This is a genomic window from Pseudomonas sp. H3_E04 (assembly GCF_054668915.1).
The window spans coordinates 2,924,732-2,944,404 of the sequence record NZ_CP162797.1 but is presented as its reverse complement, the minus strand read 5'-3'; the positions used below and the strand labels follow the sequence as shown (position 1 = coordinate 2,944,404).

At 61.1% G+C, this 19,673-nt stretch carries 13 protein-coding genes and 2 pseudogenes; 3 read left to right on the top strand and 12 right to left on the bottom strand.

The features are described from left to right. Window positions 1-165: 165 nt before the first annotated feature. From AB4N53_RS13235 to arcD (AB4N53_RS13225), 3 genes are all read right to left on the bottom strand, one after another. Window positions 166-1,176 carry an ornithine carbamoyltransferase gene (locus AB4N53_RS13235; RefSeq protein WP_126365799.1) on the bottom strand — a complete coding sequence of 337 codons (1,011 nt, stop codon included), beginning with the start codon at window positions 1,174-1,176 and terminating at the stop codon, window positions 166-168. Between the two features lie 69 nt (window positions 1,177-1,245). Beyond that, on the bottom strand, window positions 1,246-2,502 hold the full coding sequence (gene arcA, locus AB4N53_RS13230; protein ID WP_460120979.1) for an arginine deiminase: 1,257 nt from the start codon (window positions 2,500-2,502) through the stop codon (window positions 1,246-1,248). Between the two features lie 35 nt (window positions 2,503-2,537). Beyond that, a complete protein-coding gene (gene arcD, locus AB4N53_RS13225) occupies window positions 2,538-3,965 on the bottom strand; it encodes an arginine-ornithine antiporter (RefSeq protein ID WP_460120977.1) in 1,428 nt (475 codons plus the stop codon). A 438-nt stretch (window positions 3,966-4,403) separates the two neighbouring features. Between arcD (AB4N53_RS13225) and arcD (AB4N53_RS13220) the strand changes: the two genes are divergently transcribed. Continuing rightward, window positions 4,404-5,831, top strand: a complete 1,428-nt coding sequence (gene arcD, locus AB4N53_RS13220; RefSeq protein ID WP_460120975.1) for an arginine-ornithine antiporter — start codon at window positions 4,404-4,406, stop codon at window positions 5,829-5,831. Window positions 5,832-5,936: 105 nt separating this feature from the next. On the opposite strand, the gene AB4N53_RS13215 is transcribed toward arcD (AB4N53_RS13220), so the two are convergent. The 9 genes and pseudogenes from AB4N53_RS13215 to gap form a co-directional block, all read right to left on the bottom strand. Beyond that, window positions 5,937-7,283 (bottom strand): CoA transferase, encoded by a 1,347-nt coding sequence (locus tag AB4N53_RS13215; RefSeq protein ID WP_460120973.1) that lies wholly within the window; start codon window positions 7,281-7,283, stop codon window positions 5,937-5,939. Window positions 7,284-7,474: 191 nt separating this feature from the next. Next, window positions 7,475-8,002, bottom strand: a pseudogene (locus AB4N53_RS13210) (methyl-accepting chemotaxis protein); the annotation flags it as partial. Between the two features lie 378 nt (window positions 8,003-8,380). Further along, window positions 8,381-9,340, bottom strand: a pseudogene (locus tag AB4N53_RS13205) (methyl-accepting chemotaxis protein); the annotation flags it as partial. 441 nt (window positions 9,341-9,781) lie between these two features. After that, on the bottom strand, window positions 9,782-10,192 hold the full coding sequence (locus tag AB4N53_RS13200) for a YbaN family protein (protein WP_460120971.1): 411 nt from the start codon (window positions 10,190-10,192) through the stop codon (window positions 9,782-9,784). A 152-nt stretch (window positions 10,193-10,344) separates the two neighbouring features. Next, complete coding sequence (locus tag AB4N53_RS13195) at window positions 10,345-10,941, bottom strand: biliverdin-producing heme oxygenase (protein WP_460120969.1); 597 nt, start codon at window positions 10,939-10,941, stop codon at window positions 10,345-10,347. Window positions 10,942-11,051: 110 nt separating this feature from the next. Further along, on the bottom strand, window positions 11,052-13,637 hold the full coding sequence (locus tag AB4N53_RS13190; RefSeq protein ID WP_460120967.1) for a TonB-dependent receptor: 2,586 nt from the start codon (window positions 13,635-13,637) through the stop codon (window positions 11,052-11,054). A 122-nt stretch (window positions 13,638-13,759) separates the two neighbouring features. Further along, window positions 13,760-14,725, bottom strand: coding sequence for a FecR family protein (locus AB4N53_RS13185; protein ID WP_460120965.1), 966 nt, complete (start codon window positions 14,723-14,725; stop codon window positions 13,760-13,762). Window positions 14,726-14,843: 118 nt separating this feature from the next. After that, a complete protein-coding gene (locus tag AB4N53_RS13180; RefSeq protein WP_460120963.1) occupies window positions 14,844-15,371 on the bottom strand; it encodes an RNA polymerase sigma factor in 528 nt (175 codons plus the stop codon). Between the two features lie 223 nt (window positions 15,372-15,594). Beyond that, a complete protein-coding gene (gap, locus tag AB4N53_RS13175; RefSeq protein ID WP_016773526.1) occupies window positions 15,595-16,596 on the bottom strand; it encodes a type I glyceraldehyde-3-phosphate dehydrogenase in 1,002 nt (333 codons plus the stop codon). Between the two features lie 220 nt (window positions 16,597-16,816). On the opposite strand from gap, the gene edd reads away from it, so the two are divergent. Next, window positions 16,817-18,643, top strand: a complete 1,827-nt coding sequence (edd, locus tag AB4N53_RS13170; RefSeq protein WP_016773527.1) for a phosphogluconate dehydratase — start codon at window positions 16,817-16,819, stop codon at window positions 18,641-18,643. Continuing rightward, on the top strand, window positions 18,640-19,599 hold the full coding sequence (locus AB4N53_RS13165) for a glucokinase (RefSeq protein WP_460120961.1): 960 nt from the start codon (window positions 18,640-18,642) through the stop codon (window positions 19,597-19,599). Before edd ends, AB4N53_RS13165 begins: the two co-directional genes overlap by 4 nt. Window positions 19,600-19,673: the final 74 nt, after the last annotated feature.

Here is a 19,673-nt window from a genome sequence, read left to right as displayed (position 1 = left end):
TGGCAAACGATTCGATCCCCTGTCGTAACCGGAATCCCTGTGGGAGCGAGCCTGCTCGCGAATGCGGTATGTCATTCAACAGTGATGTCGTCTGATTAGACGCTTTCGCGAGCAGGCTCGCTCCCACATCGGGTTTCCGGTTCCTTCAGTGAGAGCGCTGGGGCGTCAGAGATCAGCCAGGGTCGAGACCAGAATCGCCTTGATCGTGTGCATGCGGTTTTCCGCTTGCTCGAAGGCGATGCAGGCTGGCGACTCGAACACGTCGTCGGTCACTTCGATGCCGTTTTTCAGATGCGGATACTGCTCGGCGATCTGTTTGCCGACCTTGGTGTCGCTGTTGTGAAAGGCCGGCAGGCAGTGCATGAACTTGGTGCGCGGGTTGCCGGAGGCTTTCATCAGCTCGGCGTTGACCTGATACGGCAGCAGTTGCTGGATACGCTCGGCCCAGGCTTCCACCGGTTCGCCCATCGACACCCAGACATCGGTGTGAATGAAGTCGACGCCTTTGACCGCTTCTTTCGGATCTTCGGTGAGGGTGATGCGCGCGCCACTTTCCTCGCCGTATTTTTTGCAACGCGCCACCAGATCGTCCAGCGGCCACAGGGCTTTCGGTGCGCAGATGCGCACGTCCATGCCGAGCTTGGCGCCGATCAGCAGCAGCGAGTTGCCCATGTTGTTGCGCGCATCGCCCAAGTAGGCGTAGCTGATTTCATGGATCGGCTTGTCGGCGTGTTCGCGCATGGTCAGAACGTCGGCGATCATCTGAGTCGGGTGATATTCATCGGTCAGGCCGTTGAACACCGGCACACCGGCAAACTTGGCCAGCTCTTCGACGATTTCCTGTTTGAAGCCACGGTACTCGATGGCGTCGTACATGCGCCCGAGCACGCGGGCGGTGTCCTTCATGCTTTCCTTGTGGCCGATTTGCGAAGAGTTCGGGTCGATGTAAGTGACGTTGGCACCTTGGTCATAGGCCGCCACTTCGAACGCGCAACGGGTACGGGTCGAAGTTTTCTCGAAAATCAGGGCGATGTTGTTGCCCTTCAGGTGTTGTTGCTCGGTGCCGGTGTATTTCGCGCGTTTCAGATCGCGGGACAGGTCGAGCAGGTAACGCAGCTCGCGTGGGGTGTGGTGTTCCAGGCTCAGCAGGTTACGGTTGTGGATGTTAAACGCCATGATGATTCTCCTTGGATTCGGTAATCGGCCCGGCCGCTACGGGATAAGTGCGGCCGGGGAGACGGTCGTTTAGTAATCGATCGGGTCGCGGATGATCGGGCAGGTCATGCAGTGGCCGCCGCCACGGCCGCGACCAAGTTCGCCAGCGCTGATGGTGATGACCTCCACGCCAGCCTTGCGCAGCAGGGTGTTGGTGTAGGTGTTGCGGTCGTAGCCGATGACCACGCCGGGCTCCATCGCCACCACGTTGTTGCCGTCGTCCCATTGCTCGCGTTCGGCGGCGAAGCTGTTGCCGCCGGTTTCCACCACGCGCAGTTTCGGCAGATTCAGCGCCGCCGCGACGGTGTCGAGGAAGCTGCCTTCTTCGCGGCGGATGTCGATGCCGCCCTGTTTGCTTTCATCAGGGCGCAGGGTGAAGGCGACGATCTGGTTGACGACTTCCGGAAAGATCGTCACCAGGTCGCGGTCGCAGAAGCTGAACACGGTGTCCAGGTGCATTGCCGCGCGGGATTTTGGCAGGCCGGCGACGATGACTTTTTCCACCGCTTTGTTGTTGAACAGGTTCAGCGCCAGTTGGCCGATGGCCTGGCGCGATGAGCGCTCGCCCATGCCGATCAGCACCACGCCATTGCCGATCGGCATGACGTCGCCGCCCTCAAGGGTGGAGTTGCCGTGATCCTTGTCCGGGTCGCCGTACCAGATCTCGAAGTCGGCGTTGGTGAATTGCGGATGGAATTTGTAGATGGCGGTGGTCAGCAGGGTTTCCTGACGGCGCGCCGGCCAGTACATCGGGTTCAGCGTCACGCCACCGTAGATCCAGCAGGTGGTGTCACGGGTGAACTGGGTGTTGGGCAGCGGCGGCAGGATGAAGCTGGAGTGGCCGAGGAAGTCGCGGAACATCTGGATGGTCTTGCCACCGAAGCTGTCCGGCAGATCATCGGCCGACACACCGCCAATCAGGAATTCGGCGATGTGCCGTGGCTCAAGGCTTTTCAGCCAGGATTTCACTTCGCTGATCAGGCCCAGGCCCACCGAGTCGGCCGTCACCTTGCGCTCGAGAATCCAGTCCAGCGCTTCGGGGATGGCGACGATGTCGGTCAGCAGGTTGTGCATTTCCACCACGTCGATGCCGCGCTCGCGCATCTTGGTGACGAAGTCGAAATGATCGCGCTTGGCCTGCGCCACCCACAGCACGTCATCGAACAGCAGTTCATCGCAGTTGTTCGGGGTCAGCCGCTGATGGGCCAGACCTGGGGAGCAAACCATGACTTTACGCAGTTTCCCGGCTTCGGAGTGGACGCCGTACTTCACTTTTTCCGTGGTCATTTCTGTGTTCCTCCAGATGACAATTCAATCAGGGGTTACAGCGTCAGGAAGCCATCGTAGAGACCGTAGGCCGCCACCACGGCGCCCACGACCACTGCGGCGAAAATCAGCTTCTCGACGTTGGTGAAAACCGGTTGTCTGAGTTCCAGCTTGGCCTTGGCGAACAGGATTGCGCCGGGCGCGTAGAGCAGGGCCGACAGCAGCAGGTACTTGACCCCGCCGGCGTACAGCAACCACACCGCATAGATCAGGGCGATACCGCCGATGATCAGATCCTTGCGCCGCTCGGCGGCAAAGCCTTCGTAGCTCTCGCCGCGCACCGCCAGCAGCAGGGCATAGGCCGCCGACCACAGGTACGGCACCAGAATCATCGAGGTGGCGAGGTAGATCAGCGACAGGTAAGTGCTGGCCGAGAACAGTGTGATGATCAGGAACACCTGCACCATGGCGTTGGTCAGCCACAGGGCGTTGACCGGCACATGGTTGGCGTTTTCCTTGCGCAGGAACTCCGGCATGGTGTGGTCTTTGGCGGCGGCGAACATGATCTCCGCACACAGCAGCACCCACGATAGCAGCGCGCCGAGCAAGGAGATGATCAGACCGACGCTGATCAGCACCGCCCCCCAGTGACCGACCACATGCTCAAGCACGGCGGCCATCGACGGGTTCTGCAGTTTTGCCAGTTCCGGCTGGGTCATGATGCCCAGCGACAGCACGTTGACCAGCACCAGAAACAGCAGCACGGTGATGAAGCCGATCACGGTGGCCTTGCCGACGTCCGAGCGTTTCTCGGCGCGGGCGGAGAAGATGCTTGCGCCTTCGATGCCGATGAACACCCAGACGGTGACCAGCATCATGTTGCGCACCTGGTTCATCACGCTGCCCAGGTCAGGGTTTTTCACGCCCCAGATGTCGGCGGTGAAGATGTCCAGTCTGAACGCGAAGACTGCGATCAACACGAACAGCAGCAGCGGCACGACCTTGGCGATGGTGGTCACCAGGTTGATGAACGCCGCTTCCTTGATCCCGCGCAACACCAGGAAATGCACGCCCCACAGCAGCAAGGACGCACCGATCACCGCCGCCGGGGTATTGCCTTCGCCGAAGATCGGAAAGAAATAGCCGAGGGTGCTGAACAGCAGAACGAAGTAGCCGACGTTGCCCAGCCAGGCGCTGATCCAGTAGCCCCAGGCCGAGGAGAAACCCATGTAGTCGCCGAACCCGGCCTTGGCGTAGGCGTAGACACCACCGTCCAGGTCAGGCTTGCGATTGGCGAGGGTCTGAAAGACGAAAGCGAGGGTGAGCATGCCGACTGCGGTGATGGCCCAGCCGATCAGCACTGCACCGACGTCGGCGCTGGCGGCCATGTTTTGTGGCAACGAAAATATCCCGCCGCCAATCATTGAACCGACTACCAGTGCAACCAGTGCACCGAGTCTTAGTTTTCCGGGCGCTTCAGACATTTGCATGACTCCATTGCAGGAAAGGAGAGCTCACAGCCTAGTACTGTTGTCTGTTCGAACAGCTGACATGGATCAGTGCATGGTCACATTCCATTGTTAATGAATGACTTATCCACCCGTTGCGGGCATAAAGCTGCGGTCTGAAAGGCCCGAGCCAGAGGCGTTTCGCTAACGCAATTGGGAATAGCTATTAATGCTTTCGAACTATGACGCTAGTTGCTTTTCCGCGTTTGGCAAATGTCCGTCATCTGTTTTCACTGCGGAATTGATTAATCAGGAACAGCGCACAAAACCGTCTTAAACGTGCTAAGCGTTATCGTAGTCGGCTATATATAACGGTGCGAGATTCGGCATTACCTGATAAACGTCATCTACCCTTAGGCTTTTAGTCAGCTGTTGTTACAAATAAATAACAACGGCTCGTTCAAGGAGATCTGCATGTCGCAACCGACGCAAAAGCTGCGCCTTGGTGCGTTGATCGCCCTGGTGGTGGGGTCGATGATCGGCGGGGGAATTTTCTCGTTGCCGCAGAACATGGCGGAGCGCGCCGATGCCGGGGCGATTCTGATCGGTTGGGGCATCACCGCGATCGGCATGCTGACCCTGGCCTTTGTCTTTCAGACCCTGGCCAACCGCAAGCCGGAGCTGGACTCCGGCGTCTACGCCTACGCCAAGGCCGGGTTCGGTGATTACATGGGTTTCTCCTCGGCCTGGGGTTACTGGATCAGCGCCTGGCTGGGCAACGTCGGCTATTTCGTCTTGCTGTTCAGCACCCTCGGCTATTTCTTTCCGGTGTTTGGCCAGGGCAACACGCCGATCGCCATCGGCTGCGCCTCGGTACTGTTGTGGGCGGTGCATTTTCTGGTGATGCGCGGGATCAAGGAGGCGGCGCTGATCAACCAGCTGACCACCGTGGCCAAGGTCGTGCCGCTGATCATGTTCATCGTCATCGCTGCGGTGGCGTTCAAGGCTGACATCTTCACCCGCGACATCTGGGGCCGCAGCAACCCGAACTTCGGCGGGGTGATGGATCAGGTGCGCAACATGATGCTGGTCACCGTGTTCGTGTTCATCGGCATCGAAGGCGCCAGCGTCTACTCGGCCCGCGCGGAGAAACGCAGCGACGTCGGCCGCGCCACGGTAATCGGTTTTCTCGGTGTGCTGGCGCTGCTGGTGCTGGTCAACGTGCTGTCGCTGGGGATCATGAGTCAGCCAGAGCTGGCCAATTTGCAGAACCCCTCACTGGCAGCGGTGCTGGAGCACATCGTCGGGCCGTGGGGCGCGTTGCTGATCAGCATCGGGCTGGCGATTTCGCTGTTGGGCGCGCTGCTGTCCTGGGCCTTGCTTTGCGCGGAGATCCTTTTCGCCACGGCCAAGGACAAGACCATGCCGGCGTTCCTCAAGAAGGAAAACAAGAACCATGTGCCGGTCAATGCGCTGTGGCTGACCAACGCGATGATTCAGATTTTCCTGCTGATCACACTGTTTTCGGCGGGGACTTACACCAGCCTGATTTACCTGGCCTCGTCGATGATCCTGGTGCCGTATTTGTGGTCGGCGGCCTACGCGGTGCTGCTCAGCGGGCGCGGCGAAACCTACGAACACGCCTCGGCCGAGCGCACCAAGGATCTGCTGATCGGCGCCATCGCCCTGGTTTATGCGGTGTGGCTGTTGTATGCCGGGGGAGTGAAATATCTGCTGCTGTCGGCGCTGCTGTATGCGCCGGGGGTGATTCTGTTTGCCAAGGCCAAGCATGAACAGGGCCAGCCGGTTTTTACCACGGTGGAGAAGGGGATTTTTGCCTGCGTGGTGATTGGGGCGGGGCTGGCGGCGTATGGGTTGTATAGCGGGGTGTTGAGTTTGTAGGCGGGTTTGCTTCGGCAGGTCAGGCCCCTTCGCGAGCAGGCTCGCTCCCACAGGACTACGCGAATCCAAGTGGGAGCGAGCCTGCTCGCGAAGGCGGCCTCAAAATCACCACTGCGCCTGATGCGACCCCAACTCGGCGGCCGGCAGATCCCACCGCACCGCCGTCCCGCTGATCTGCACCGGCACGCGCAACCTCCGCGCCGGGCCCCACGCGGTGTTTTCAATCGCCGGATCCTGATCCAGCGCATCTTCAGCCCGCAGCGGATCAAGCATCCCCGGCCCATGCTCGATCAACAGCTTCGCCGTACGTGCCAGCGACAACCGCGCCGATCCACCTGGGCCATTGGCCAAACGCTCCGTCAGCAACTTGATCGCACTCGCCGCCAGCAGATACCCGGTCGCATGATCGAGCGCCTGGACCGGCAGTGGCGTCGGTTTATCGCTGTGTTTCCAATGCTGTCCGGCCTCGGCGATGCCGCTGCTCATCTGCACCAGGCTGTCGAAGCCTCGGCGGTTCTGCCAGGGGCCGCTCCAGCCGTAGGCGTTGAGGCTGACGTCGATCAGGCCCGGTGCCAGTTGCCGACGGCGTTCAACACCAAAGCCGAGGTGCTCCAGAGCGTCGGCACGATAGCCGTGCAGCAGGATGTCGGCGTCTTGCAATAAACCTTCGAACACTGCGCGATCCGCCGGAGTCTGCAGGTCCAGCCGCGCGCAATGTTTGCCGACGGTCATTTCCGGAACCACGCCGGGTTCGTTCCAGCTCGGCGGATCGATGCGCAGCACGTTCGCACCCAGCCCGGCGAGAAAGCGGCTGGCGGTGGGACCGGCGAGGACGCGGGTCAGGTCGAGCACCTTGATCCCTGCCAGAGGCCGTGCGATCGAGCCTTGCCATGTGCTGCGGTTCTCGTCCGTCTGCTCAATGAATTGCACCAGCGGTTCGGCATTCACTGCCTGCCCTTGCGGGTGCTGCTGCCACTGCGCCCAACTGCGCATCTCGGCGGCGCAGCCCTTGGCGTCGACCACCGCCTGTTCAAGATCCGTGCTGGCCCACTGTGCGACTTTCGCCGCCATTGCGGCACGATCGGCGCAGGCGCCGAGCACGCGTTCAGCGGCGGCGCGGTGGTGCGGGGCGTTGGTGTGCAGACGGATCCAGCCGTCCCGAGTCGCATAGTCGCCGGCGATCGCGTCCCACAAGGGCGGCACCTGCCAGCCGATCGGGCGAAGCGAGGTGGAGAACCAGAACGAGGCCAGACGGCGGTCGACTGCAACCGCAGGCAAGTGCCCGGTTTGCTGATGGAGCAATTCGCTGACCGCTTGCCCGGCAGCGGCGATGCTGGCGCAGGCCAGTTCGGTGACCGCGAACGCCGACGTCAGGGCGCCGTCACTGGTGAAGGGGATCGGCGTGCGCGGCAGGCCGAGTGCGGTTTGGATGGACGTGAGCAGATCAGTCATCGAAGGCCCTCCGGAACGAGAGGGCGATGATAGTGCAAAAGAATCGCGGTTTAGATGAAACCAGGATTTGAACCCATTTCCCCTGTGGGAGCGAGCCTGCTCGCGAAGGCGTCGTGTCAGTCAACACAGATGTTGGATATGACGACCTCTTCGCGAGCAGGCTCGCTCCCACAGGGATTTATGCTGGATTGTTACACGCGGAACTGATCCATCAATTTCATCTGCTGGCTCGCCAGGCTGTTGAGCTGGCTGCTGATTGCCGCCGATTCCGTGGCTTGTTCGGTCAGGGTTTCGGTCACGGTGCGAATTGCCGAGACGTTGCGGTTGACCTCTTCGGCCACTGCGCTCTGCTCTTCGGCGGCGCTGGCGATCTGCAGGTTCATGTCGCTGATCACCGTCACCGCGTCGCTGATCTTGCCCAGTGCATCAACGGCCTGACGAATCTGCCCGGCGTTGTTGTGCGCCTGGGTCTGGCTTGAGTGCATGGTCGCGACCACGCCACGGGTGCCGGTCTGGATGCGCTCGATGACGATGCGGATTTCTTCCACCGAGTCCTGCGTGCGCTTGGCCAGGTTGCGCACTTCATCGGCGACCACGGCAAAACCGCGACCGCTTTCGCCGGCGCGGGCGGCTTCGATGGCGGCGTTGAGAGCCAGCAGGTTGGTCTGTTCGGCGATGCTGCGAATCACTTCCAGCACCGAGCCGATCTGCTCGCTGTTGACCGCCAGCGCTTCGACTTCGGTCACCGCTTTGCTGACTTCATCGGCCAGTTGATTGATGTCGCGGGTGCTGCGCTCAATGATCGCCATGCCGTCCTTCGCCGACTGGTCGGCCCCCTTGGCCGCATTGGCTGCGTTCGAGGCACTGTTGGCAACGTCGTGGGCGGTAGCGCTCATTTCGTTGGACGCTGTGGCGACCTGATCGATTTCGCGGAACTGCACCTGCATGCCCTCGCTGGTCTGGCGGGCGATTTCCGACGATTGATCGGCCGTACCGCGCGCTTCGGTGATGCTTTGTTTGATCTGCGCGATGGTCGGCTGAAGCTTGTCGAGGAAGCGGTTGAACCAGTTCACCAGTTCGCCCAGTTCGTCTTTCTTGCTGTAGTTCAGGCGCTGGGTCAGATCGCCTTCGCCGCTGGCGATGTTTTTCAGCATGTCGGCGACGCTGTTGATCGGACGGGTGACACCGGAGGCGGTGAGCCAGATCAGCAGCAGGCCGACCAGACCGGCCACGCCCGCCACCAGCAGGGCAGTGATCACGCCGGTTTGTTGTGCGTCATCCAGTACTGCTTGCAGCTTCACCGAGTCGGCCAGCAGCACGTGCTCGGGCAGGTCGATGACCACGCCCCAGGCGCGCGAATTGCCGATCGGATCAACCGGGTAAACCGCACGAATCAAATCGCCCTGTTCGAGGATTTTCGCCGTACCGCTGCCGACCAGTTGCAATACATCCTTGCCATCGGCGCCGAGGGTGTCGCTGATTTTTTTGCCGACCCGCGTCGCGTCAGCGCTGTCGGCCGCCAGCACGCCGCTGCCGGAGACGATCAGCATATGCCCGGCGTTGTTGAACAGGCTGCGCTGCGAGTCGACGGCGGCGGCTTGCAGGGCGTCGAGGGCGATGTCGACACCGACCACGCCGATCGCTTTGCCGTCGACCATCACTGGGACGGAAATGGTCGTCATGAGCATTTCCTTGCCACCGACGGTGTCGGCATACGGGTCGAGCAGACAGGTGCGCTTGTTGTCGCGAGGGCAGGTGTACCAACTGTTGTACGGCGTGCCGCTGACGCTGAGGGTGGTCTTGGTCAAGTCGTCCTCGACCATGATCGTATTCAGCGCGGCGCCGGCGGCACGGCTCCAATACGAGGCGAAGCGCCCGGCTTCGTTGGATTGCCGCGCGGCGTCGTTGGCGAATTCGCTGTCCTTGCCGTCGAGGCCGTTGGGTTCGAAGGCCAGCCAGATACCGAGGACTTTATCGTTGCGCTCGAAGGCGGTTTTCAGGCTCTGGTTCAACTCCTCACGAACAGCGCCGGCTTCAAGCGAACGCTTGGCCGCCATCGTCCGCAGATCCTTGATCTGGTCGGCGAGGGCGGTGACCACCAGCAGGCTTTCGCCAAAGGTTTTCTGCACCCGCACCGCTTGTTCGGCGGCCTTGGCCTGCAGCAGGTTCTGCACGCTGGCGGTGAGCAACTGGTTGCTGGATTGACTGACCAGCTCGTCGTTCTGGTTGGTCTGGTAGATGTTCATGCTGACAATCAGCACCACCACTCCGAGCAGGCACAGGCCGGAGAGCAGGACGATTTTCAGGCGAATGGAAAGAGAGTCGAACATGGGGCGATCTCGCGAATGGAATAAACAGGTGGCTGGGCCGGGAGCCCGGTTTGCCAAATCCATTCAGCGCCATTCCATCCTCATCGGCGTCAAGCGAAACGGCATGAGGCGCTTGCCGACGGACGGTCGCCGCTAAACGTTTGCGCAGGAGAAAGTGCCGAAACGGCTTTAATTACAGGAATGTTTCGCGACTGTGACGGGCGTCTCCGGGCGCGACCAGATCCACAGATTGCCCAGGCCCATGCCGACAATCGCCAGATAGATCGGCCAGCCATGATCGAGCATCACCAGCATCAAAGTGGCGCACAGCAGCATGCTGACGGTGGCGCTGACCTTGGCCTTGCGCGCGATGATCCTGCCGTTGCGCCAGTTACTGAGGATCGGCCCGAACAGACGGTGATTTTCCAGCCACGCACTCAAGCGCGGCGAACTGCGGGTCGCGGCCCACGCGGCAAGGAGGATGAACTCGGTGGTCGGCAGACCGGGCACGACGATGGCGATCAGGCCAATGCCGAGGCTGACGTAGGCCAGCAGACCGAACAGCAGACGGGCGAGTTTTGATGGGGCGGGTGCGGGCATGGGCTCAGCGGCGGCTTCTGAAGCGGAACGGAGATCTTACAGACTTACGCGAACCCCTGTAGGAGCTGCCGAAGGCTGCGATCTTTTGATCTTTAAAGCAACATCAAAAGATCGCAGCCTTCGGCAGCTCCTACATAGGGATAAGAGTTGCTTCAGGCCACTGCGGCTTCGACCGCATAAGCCCGTTCCAGCAGCACGGTGAAGCGGTTGAACGCATCCAGTGCGCCTTGTTCCACTTCTGCTTCTTCCTCTGCCGTGAACGGCAGCGCATCGAGGGTGCGCACAAAGCTTTTCCAACCCTCGGCGCGGCCACCTTGCGGTTCAGCCAAATGCCGCGCGCCAAAGGTTTCGCTCAACTCCAGCGCCACCGCGCGCTTGATCAGGAACGCCGCACCGAGCTTCGAACCCTCCGACACAAAGATCCAGCCCAGCGCTCGCGCCTTGCTCGGGTTTTTCAGTGCGCCGGCCACCGGCGCCGGGACTGCGGTGTCGAGGTCGGCGAGGTCGGCCTTGGCCGCTTCGGCGCGGCAACGGGCCGGCAGATCCGGGACGATCGCGGTCAGTTCGGCATCGTTGTACAGCTCGACCAGTTCCGCCTGGAACAGGTATTGCGCGACGACGAAACGGGCGAAGCTGGCGCGGGTTTCGAACGGTGCGTGGGCTTTGACCAGCGCATCGAGTTTGCTGTGCGGCTCATGGGTGATCTGGTTCAGGCGTTGCGAACGCAGGGCTTTTTCCGAGGCAGTCATGGGGGTGTCCTTGATAAATGAGGCGCTTGATAACAAGACGTACGGGCGGGCGCCGGACAGTAAAAAAACCTCACTGCGCAGCGATTACATGCGCAGTGAGGCTGGGCTGATCAGATGTCCCAGATCAGATTGATCGCGAAGTTGCGTCCCGGTTGGGTGAGGCGATCGAGGTTGGCCGGTTGCGTGACCGAGGCTTCGCCGACGCTGTCGTATCCGCGCACGTCATCCCACAGCCAGTACTTCTTGTCGGTCAGGTTGTATATGCCGCCGCTGACGGTGACGTCGTCGCTGACCTTGTAATAGCCGGCCAGATCGAGAATGCCGAAGCCCGGGGTCTTGAATTGGCTGCTGACGCCGTCCGGCGACTTGAAGTTGCTGTCGTCGACGCGATCCTTTTTCTTCACTACAGTCCAGCTCAGCAGGCCGCCATAGGTGTCCTGGTCGTAACCGAGACCGAAGACCCCGGTAAGTGGATTGACGCTGTTGATCGGTTCGCCGTTGTCGTTGTTGCGACCGTAGGCGTAGGCGATCGAACCCTGGGTATACAGACCTTGCGGCGCACCGAACGCATCCAGGTTCAAGCGTCCTTTGACCTCCGCGCCCTTGATCGTGGCGCGCTTGATGTTGTTGCTCTGGAAGGTCAACTGATCGTCGCCCGGCTTGACCGCGTCCTCGTTGATGAAGTCGCGGTACTTGTTATAGAACACCGCGACGTCGAACGAGCCCTGCTCGAAATTGCCGCGCAGGCCGGTTTCGAAACCTTTGCTTTTTTCCGGTTCAAGGTCGGAGTTGGGTGCGACGGTGTAGCCGCTGGTGTTGTTCTCGAATCGGCCGTACAGGGCTTTCGCCGTCGGGGTGCGGAAGCCTTCGGCGTACTGGCCGTACCAGGTGTAGTGTTCCGTCAGCGCATAGGTCAGGCCGAATTTCGGCGAGACTTTGTGCCAGGTCTTGTTCTTGTCGCTGACCGTGCCCTGGCCGTCGGCGTTCACGGTGTTGAGGAACTCTTCAGTGATGTGCGGTTTGAGTTGGGTGTAGTCGTAGCGCAGGCCCGGCAGGAAGGTCCAGTCGTTCCAGCTGATCTGGTCTTGGGCAAACAGGCTGTAGGTGTTGATGGTCGGATCGGGGAAATCACTGGCCTTGGCCAGCACGTCCGCCGCACTGGTCGCGCCAATCGCCGTGCAGCCACGACCGACCGCCAGGCATGTGCCGTCGCCGCTGCGTGAACCGGTGACTTTCTGTTGCTTGATCGTGGTGCCGTAGGTCAGCAGGTGATCGGTGTCAGCGATGGCGAAGGCCTTGTCCAGCTGGGCATCGAAAACCCACTGTTTTTCCTCGTAGATCGTGTCGCGAGTGCGCAGCACCCGACGCGTCATCGGGAAGTAATACTCTTCGGTGCTCTGGTCGGTCTTGGCGATCTGGTGGTTGAGGCTCCACTTGACGTTATCGACCAGCAGGCTGTCGAGCGCGAACGCGTGTTCGATACCGAAACGCTCGCGGGTGATGGTGTCGTTGCCGGTACGCCACTGGTACATGCCGCCGGGCAGGACGCTGCTCGGAATGGTCGGCGCGCCGTTGAAATACGGGCCGCCATAGGCGCTTTTCTGGTCGGTGTCGCGATCGTCCTTGTACTTTTCGTAGGTCAGGCCCAGGCGCGAATCATCGTTGTAGTTCCAGCCGAGCTTGGCCAGGACGTTGGTCGCGCGCACGTCTTCCGGGTTGGCGGCGGTGCGCGCAAGGCCGGTGCCGCTATTGCCGCCAAACGATTCGCTTTCGTGGCCGTCGCGCTGGCTGTAATGCAGCAGACCGTCGAACTCACCGCTGCGGCCGGCGACGGTGGCAGATTTCAGCCAGCTGTCGTCGGCGGAGCTGTAACCGCTTTTCAGGCGCGCGCCAACGTCCTTGCCCGGCTTGATGATGTCGTCGGCGTCCAGCGTGTAGTAGCTGACTGCGCCGCCGATGGCGTTGCTGCCGTACAGCACCGAGGCTGGGCCACGGAGGATTTCCACACGTTTGACGATTTCCGGGTCGACGTAGTTGCGCTGGCTCTTGGCGTATGGGCCGTTGAAGAACCCATTGGGGATTTCCACGCCATCGACCTGAGTCAGGATGCGGTCGCCGTCGATGCCGCGAATGTTGTAGCCACTGATGCCGCCACGCTGGCCGGCACCGCCGACGGAAACGCCCGGCTCGTAGCGCACCAGATCCTTGATGCTGTTGACGTTGTTGCGGTCGAGCTCTTCGCGGGTCTGCACCGTGACGGTTGCGGGTACGCTGTTCACCGATTGTTCTTGGCGGGTGGCGCTGATGGTCACCTGATCGAGATTGAGCGCGCCGCTGCTGTTGCGTTTCTCCAGCACGACATTGTTGTTGCTCAGTTTGCGGAAGCTCAGATTGGTCCCCACCAACAGGCGCTCGAGGGCTCTCTCCGGCGGCAATGAACCGCGCACGCCCGGCGACGAAACGTTCTGCCCCAACTCTGCCGGCAAGCCGATCTGCCAACCGGTAACGGCGGTAAAGGCATTCAGCGCCGAGACCAGCGGTTGCTGGTTGATGGCGAACGAGTAATCGCCCATGTTGCGCGCCGGTTGCTCGGTGGCTGCGAGCAGCGGCGCGGAGCCGGCCATGAGCATGGCCGCAGTCAGCAGCGACAGCACGCGGGAAGGGGAAGCAGTCTGGCGGGTAAGGCGTGAGGACATCGATAGCGCTCCGTGTCGCACGAATCTTTATAGGTGCTGATCAGCATGGTCAGATGCGAATCAATTGCATTGGCTATAACGAGACGTACTGCCGTTGGCTATCGAGTAAAAATAATTCTCATTTAGTTCAGGATCACCAGCGCGGGGAATTCCTGCAGGCGCGCCGAGGTGATGTGGGCGAGGGAGCGGACCACGTCCAGCGGCTGGTCGAGACGGTAATTGCCAGTGACGGCGACGTCGGCCAGTTGCTCGTTGTTGTTGATGATCCAGCCCGGATAGTAGCGGCGCAGCTCGGCCAGCACCTGATTCAGCGGGCAGTTCTCGAACACCAGGCGGCCTTCAACCCAGGCCAGATCGGCATTGGCGTCGAGCTTGGCCGGGCGGTCGAAGCCGTTGGGGCCGATACGAATGCTTTCCCCGGCACGCAGACGCACGCGAGCGTCAGTGTGAGTGGCGCGCAGATCGACATCGCCGCGCTGCACATTCACCTGCGCGACGCCATCGAGGTAGCGCACGGCGAACGCGGTGTCGTGGACGCTGGCCGTTACCGGCCCTGCGTCGATCTCCAGCGGCTGATTGCGCCCGCTGGCGATCTCGAAAAACGCCTCGCCCTGAAACAGCCGGGCGACGCGTTGTTGATCATTGATGGTGCTGGAAAACGCCGAGTTGGTATTGAGCAGAACCTTCGAGCCGTCTTCCAGTTGCAAGCGCTGACGCTCGCCGACTACGGTCAGATGATCGGCCTGCAGACGCATCGGCAGGTTGCTGAAACTGAACAGACCGAGCACCAGCACCGCAGCGCTGGCCAGCGGTTTCCAGTGCGGGCGCAAGCGTTTGAGAAAAGTGATTTTTGCCGGTTTTGCCGCCAGAGCCTCGGCGCACAGCGCGACTTGCGGGCCGTCCCAGATCGCCTGGGCCCTGGCGAACGCCTCGGCATTCAACGGATCAGCCGCCAGCCAGGCATGAAATTGCCGGGTCTGTTCCGCGTCCGGGCTGCCGAGCACGATGAGCCAGTCCAGCGCCTGGTCCATTGCAGCTGCAGCGTCCCGCGCCGAATCGGGCGAAGGCGAGCGGTGGGTGTCCGTCACGGTGGTTCCTCAGGGCTTCTGGCGAAGCAAGGCTTCTGGCGAAGCAGTTTCTAGCTTCAAGCTGCAAGCTGCAAGCCGGATGCAATACTGCTTTTTGTTTTTACTTGTAGCTTGCAGCTCAAAACTTGCCGCTGGCGTTATGTCGTTCGGCAACGCCGATGCAGATCGACATGATCAGTTTCAATTCTTTCTGCACAGTGCTCAGCGACACCCTCAGTTCATCGGCGATTTCCTGATAGCTGTGCCCGTGCAGGCGGCTGAGGATGAAGATCTGTTGCTGGCGGGGGCTGAGTTGACTGAGGCTCACGTTCAAACGCTCCAGCAGTTGTTCGGCGTGGGCGGCGTCTTCGGCGCTGCTGGCGGGCGCGGCGATGCTCTGCACCACCTCCTGCGGTACATCGTCGACCATGGTTCGCGCGTGGATCTTGCGCGCACGCAAATGGTCCAGCGCCAGATTGCGCGCGGTCTGGAAGACAAAGGGTTCAAGGTGATCGATGGCCCGCTCGCTCAACGCCCGCGTCACGCGCAGGTAGGTCTCCTGCAACAGGTCTTCAGCGGTGCTGTGATTGTTGACCATCCGTTCCAGCGTGCGCAGCAGGGAAGTGCGCTGGGCAAGGAAGACGTGGTTGAAGCGCGATTGACTCACGGGAGGACCTGATCCATTTCGAGCGAATGATAATGCTTATCATCCAGCCGAATGGTCAAGTGCTGATTTGTCTGAGAACGGTAAAGCTCTGGGTAAAACAGGACCCCTGTAGGAGCCGCCGAAGGCTGCCATCTTTTGATCTTGTTTTTGAAAAGTCAAAATCAAAAGATCGCAGCCTTCGGCAGCTCCTACAGGGATGTGCGTCAAATCAAGGAGCGCCGGTTTATTCGGCGTTACACAACGCCAGGCAGTTATCCAGCATGCGGTTGGAGAAGCCCCATTCGTTGTCGTACCAGGCGAGCACCTTCAGCAACTTGCCGCTGACCTTGGTGTGGTTGGCGTCGAAGATCGACGACAGCGGGTTGTGGTTGAAGTCGCTGGAAACCAGCGGCAAGGTGTTGTACCCGAGAATTTTCGAATGCTGACTGGCCGCTTTCAGCAGGGCGTTGACTTCGTCGGCGCTGGCTTCTTTCTTCAGCTGCACGGTGAGGTCGACCAGCGACACGTTGATCACCGGTACGCGCACAGCCATGCCGGTCAGTTTGCCCGCCAGTTCCGGCAGCACCAAGCCTACCGCTTCGGCCGCGCCGGTCTTGCTCGGGATCATGTTCTGCGTGGCGGAACGGGCGCGGTACGGGTCGCTGTGATAGACGTCGGTGAGGTTCTGGTCGTTGGTGTAGGCGTGAATGGTGGTCATCAGGCCGCTTTCGATCCCCAGCTCGCGATGCAGCACCTGCGCCACTGGCGCGAGGCAGTTGGTGGTGCACGAAGCGTTGGAAATGATCTGGTGCGACTGACGCAGAATGTCGTGGTTGACGCCATAAACGACCGTGGCGTCAGCGCCTTTGGCCGGGGCAGAAATGATCACCTTGCGGGCGCCGGCGCTGATGTGCGCGGCGGCTTTGGCACGGTCGGTAAACAAACCGGTGCATTCGAACACTACGTCGATTTTTTCTGCGGCCCATGGCAGGTCGGCAGGATTGCGAATGGCGCTGACCGCAATGCGGTCGCCATTGACCGTCAGGCTTTCGTTATCGTGCGCCACTTCGGCGTCGAAAGTGCCGTGGACGGTGTCGTATTTGAGCAGGTGGGCATTGATCGAGCTGTCACCCAGATCGTTGATCGCGACGATCTGCAGGTCTTGACGATAGCCTTGGGTATACAGTGCGCGCAGGACATTACGGCCGATGCGGCCGAAACCATTGATTGCAATTCGAAGAGTCATGGAACAGCGCCGCCGTCGTTTTGTTGTTGGAATTACAAGATTATTCGCATAAAAATAGAAAACAAGCCTTTTTAGTGGCAATATTTTGTTTTATCTACAACGAGTGACCTGAATCAACTGGTCCGAATGGTCAAAAAAGCCGTCTGTCATTCCAACAACAACGGCGTTTGATCAGCATAGACAATCAGGTCGCCACATCCGTTAGCCTGGAGTTCTACACATGCATCCCCGCGTTCTTGAGGTCACCGAACGGCTTATCGCCCGCAGCCGCGCCACGCGTCAGGCTTACCTTGCATTGATTCGCGGCGCTGCCACCGACGGTCCGATGCGCGGCAAGCTGCAATGCGCCAACTTCGCCCACGGCGTGGCCGGTTGCGGCACTGAAGACAAGCACAGCCTGCGGATGATGAACTCGGCGAACATCGCCATTGTGTCTTCGTATAACGACATGCTTTCGGCGCACCAGCCGTACGAAGTTTTCCCGCAACAGATCAAGAATGCCCTGCGCGAGATCGGCTCGGTCGGCCAGTTCGCCGGCGGCACTCCGGCGATGTGCGATGGCGTGACCCAGGGCGAGCCGGGCATGGAATTGAGCCTGCCGAGCCGCGAAGTGATCGCCATGTCCACCGCCGTGGCGCTGTCGCACAACATGTTCGACGGTGCGCTGATGCTCGGCATCTGCGACAAGATCGTGCCGGGCCTGATGATGGGTTCGCTGCGTTTCGGCCATCTGCCAACGATCTTCGTACCGGGCGGGCCGATGGTTTCGGGGATCTCCAACAAGGAAAAAGCCGACGTCCGCCAGAAGTACGCCGAAGGCAAGGCTACCCGCGAAGAGCTGCTGGAATCGGAGATGAAGTCCTACCACAGCCCGGGCACCTGCACGTTCTATGGCACCGCCAACACCAATCAGTTGCTGATGGAAGTCATGGGCCTGCACTTGCCAGGCGCCTCTTTCGTCAACCCGAACACACCGTTGCGCGACGCCCTGACCCGCGAAGCCGCGCATCAGGTCACGCGCCTGACCAAACAGAACGGCAACTTCATGCCGATCGGCGAGATCGTCGACGAGAAAGCACTGGTCAACTCCATCGTTGCCCTGCACGCCACCGGCGGCTCGACCAACCACACCCTGCACATGCCGGCCATCGCCATGGCCGCTGGCATTCAACTGACCTGGCAGGACATGGCCGACCTTTCCGAAGTCGTGCCGACCCTGAGCCACGTCTACCCGAACGGCAAAGCCGATATCAACCACTTCCAGGCAGCGGGCGGCATGTCGTTCCTGATCCGCGAACTGCTCGGCGCCGGCCTGCTCCATGAAGACGTCAACACCGTGCTCGGCCATGGCCTGAGCCAGTACACCAAAGAGCCGTTCCTCGATAACGGTGAGCTGGTCTGGCGCGAAGGCCCGACCGACAGCCTCGACGAAAACATTCTGCGTCCGGTGTCCCGTGCGTTCTCGCAAGAGGGCGGCTTGCGGGTGATGGAAGGCAACCTCGGTCGCGGCGTGATGAAGGTTTCTGCGGTTGCGCTGGAAAACCAGATCGTCGAAGCACCGGCAATGGTCTTCCAGGATCAGCAGGACTTGGCGGACGCATTCAAGGCCGGTCTGCTGGAGAAGGATTTTGTCGCCGTGATGCGCTTCCAGGGCCCGCGTTCCAACGGCATGCCCGAACTGCACAAGATGACGCCGTTCCTCGGCGTATTGCAGGATCGCGGCTTCAAAGTGGCGTTGGTGACTGACGGGCGCATGTCCGGCGCCTCGGGGAAAATCCCGGCGGCGATTCACGTCAGCCCGGAAGCTTATGTCGGTGGCGCTTTGGCGCGCGTGCAAGAGGGCGATATCATCCGCGTCGATGGCGTCAAAGGCACTTTGGAACTGAAGGTCGACGCCGCCGAATTTGCAGCGCGCGAACCTGCCAAAGGCCTGTTGGGCAACAACATTGGCAGCGGCCGCGAGCTGTTTGGCTTCATGCGCATGGCCTTCAGCTCGGCGGAGCAGGGCGCCAGCGCCTTTACTTCTGCCCTGGAGACGCTTAATTGAAACTGGCTTTGGTCGGTGACATCGGAGGCACCAACGCGCGGTTCGCGTTGTGGCAAAACCAGCAACTGCAATCGGTTCAGGTGCTGGCCACGGCCGACTTTGCCAGCCCGGAAGAGGCGATCAGTCTCTATCTGAGCGAGCTCGGTCTGGCGCCGGGCTCGATCGGCTCGGTGTGCCTGTCGGTGGCAGGTCCCGTGAGTGGCGATGAATTCAAATTCACCAACAATCACTGGCGGCTCAGCCGCAGCGCGTTCTGCAAGACCTTGCAGGTCGAGCAGTTGTTGCTGACCAACGACTTCTCGGCGATGGCGCTGGGCATGACCCGCTTGCAGCCGGGCGAATTCCGCGTGGTCTGCGAAGGCACACCGGAGCCGTTGCGCCCAGCGGTGGTCATCGGCCCGGGCACAGGCCTGGGGGTCGGCACCTTGCTCGATCTCGGCGAAGGCCGCTTTGCCGCGTTGCCGGGCGAGGGCGGCCACGTCGACCTGCCGCTGAGCAGCCCGCGTGAAACCCAACTGTGGCAGCACATCCACAACGAGATCGGCCATGTCAGCGCGGAAACCGCGTTGAGCGGCGGCGGCCTGCCGCGGCTGTACCGGGCGATCTGCGCGGTGGATGGCCATGAGCCGAAGCTGGAGACGCCGGAAGCGATCACCGCCGCCGGCCTGGCCGGTGACCCGATCGCTTTGGAAGTGCTCGAGCAATTCTGCTGCTGGCTCGGTCGCGTCGCTGGTAACAACGTGCTCACCACCGGCGCGCGCGGCGGCGTGTTTATCGTCGGCGGGGTGATTCCCCGGTTCGCCGATTTCTTCCTCGCCAGCGGCTTTGCCCGCTGCTTCGCCGACAAGGGCTGCATGAGCGACTACTTCAAAGGCATCCCGGTGTGGCTGGTCACGGCACCGTATTCCGGCCTGGTGGGCGCCGGCGTGGCGCTGGACCAATCAATCCCGACCTGAAATGCAATCCAATTGTGGGAGCGAGCCTGCTCGCGAAAGCGGTGTGTCAGTCAACAGATCTGTTGAATGTTAAA

Coding starts and splice junctions, on each gene's coding strand:
- AB4N53_RS13235 (WP_126365799.1), bottom strand. CDS start 1,176: ATGGCGTTTAACATCCACAACCGTAACCTGCTGAGCCTGGAACACCAC.
- gap (WP_016773526.1), bottom strand. CDS start 16,596: ATGACTCTTCGAATTGCAATCAATGGTTTCGGCCGCATCGGCCGTAAT.
- arcD (WP_460120975.1), top strand. CDS start 4,404: ATGTCGCAACCGACGCAAAAGCTGCGCCTTGGTGCGTTGATCGCCCTG.
- edd (WP_016773527.1), top strand. CDS start 16,817: ATGCATCCCCGCGTTCTTGAGGTCACCGAACGGCTTATCGCCCGCAGC.
- AB4N53_RS13195 (WP_460120969.1), bottom strand. CDS start 10,941: ATGACTGCCTCGGAAAAAGCCCTGCGTTCGCAACGCCTGAACCAGATC.
- AB4N53_RS13215 (WP_460120973.1), bottom strand. CDS start 7,283: ATGACTGATCTGCTCACGTCCATCCAAACCGCACTCGGCCTGCCGCGC.
- arcD (WP_460120977.1), bottom strand. CDS start 3,965: ATGTCTGAAGCGCCCGGAAAACTAAGACTCGGTGCACTGGTTGCACTG.
- arcA (WP_460120979.1), bottom strand. CDS start 2,502: ATGACCACGGAAAAAGTGAAGTACGGCGTCCACTCCGAAGCCGGGAAA.
- AB4N53_RS13200 (WP_460120971.1), bottom strand. CDS start 10,192: ATGCCCGCACCCGCCCCATCAAAACTCGCCCGTCTGCTGTTCGGTCTG.
- AB4N53_RS13190 (WP_460120967.1), bottom strand. CDS start 13,637: ATGTCCTCACGCCTTACCCGCCAGACTGCTTCCCCTTCCCGCGTGCTG.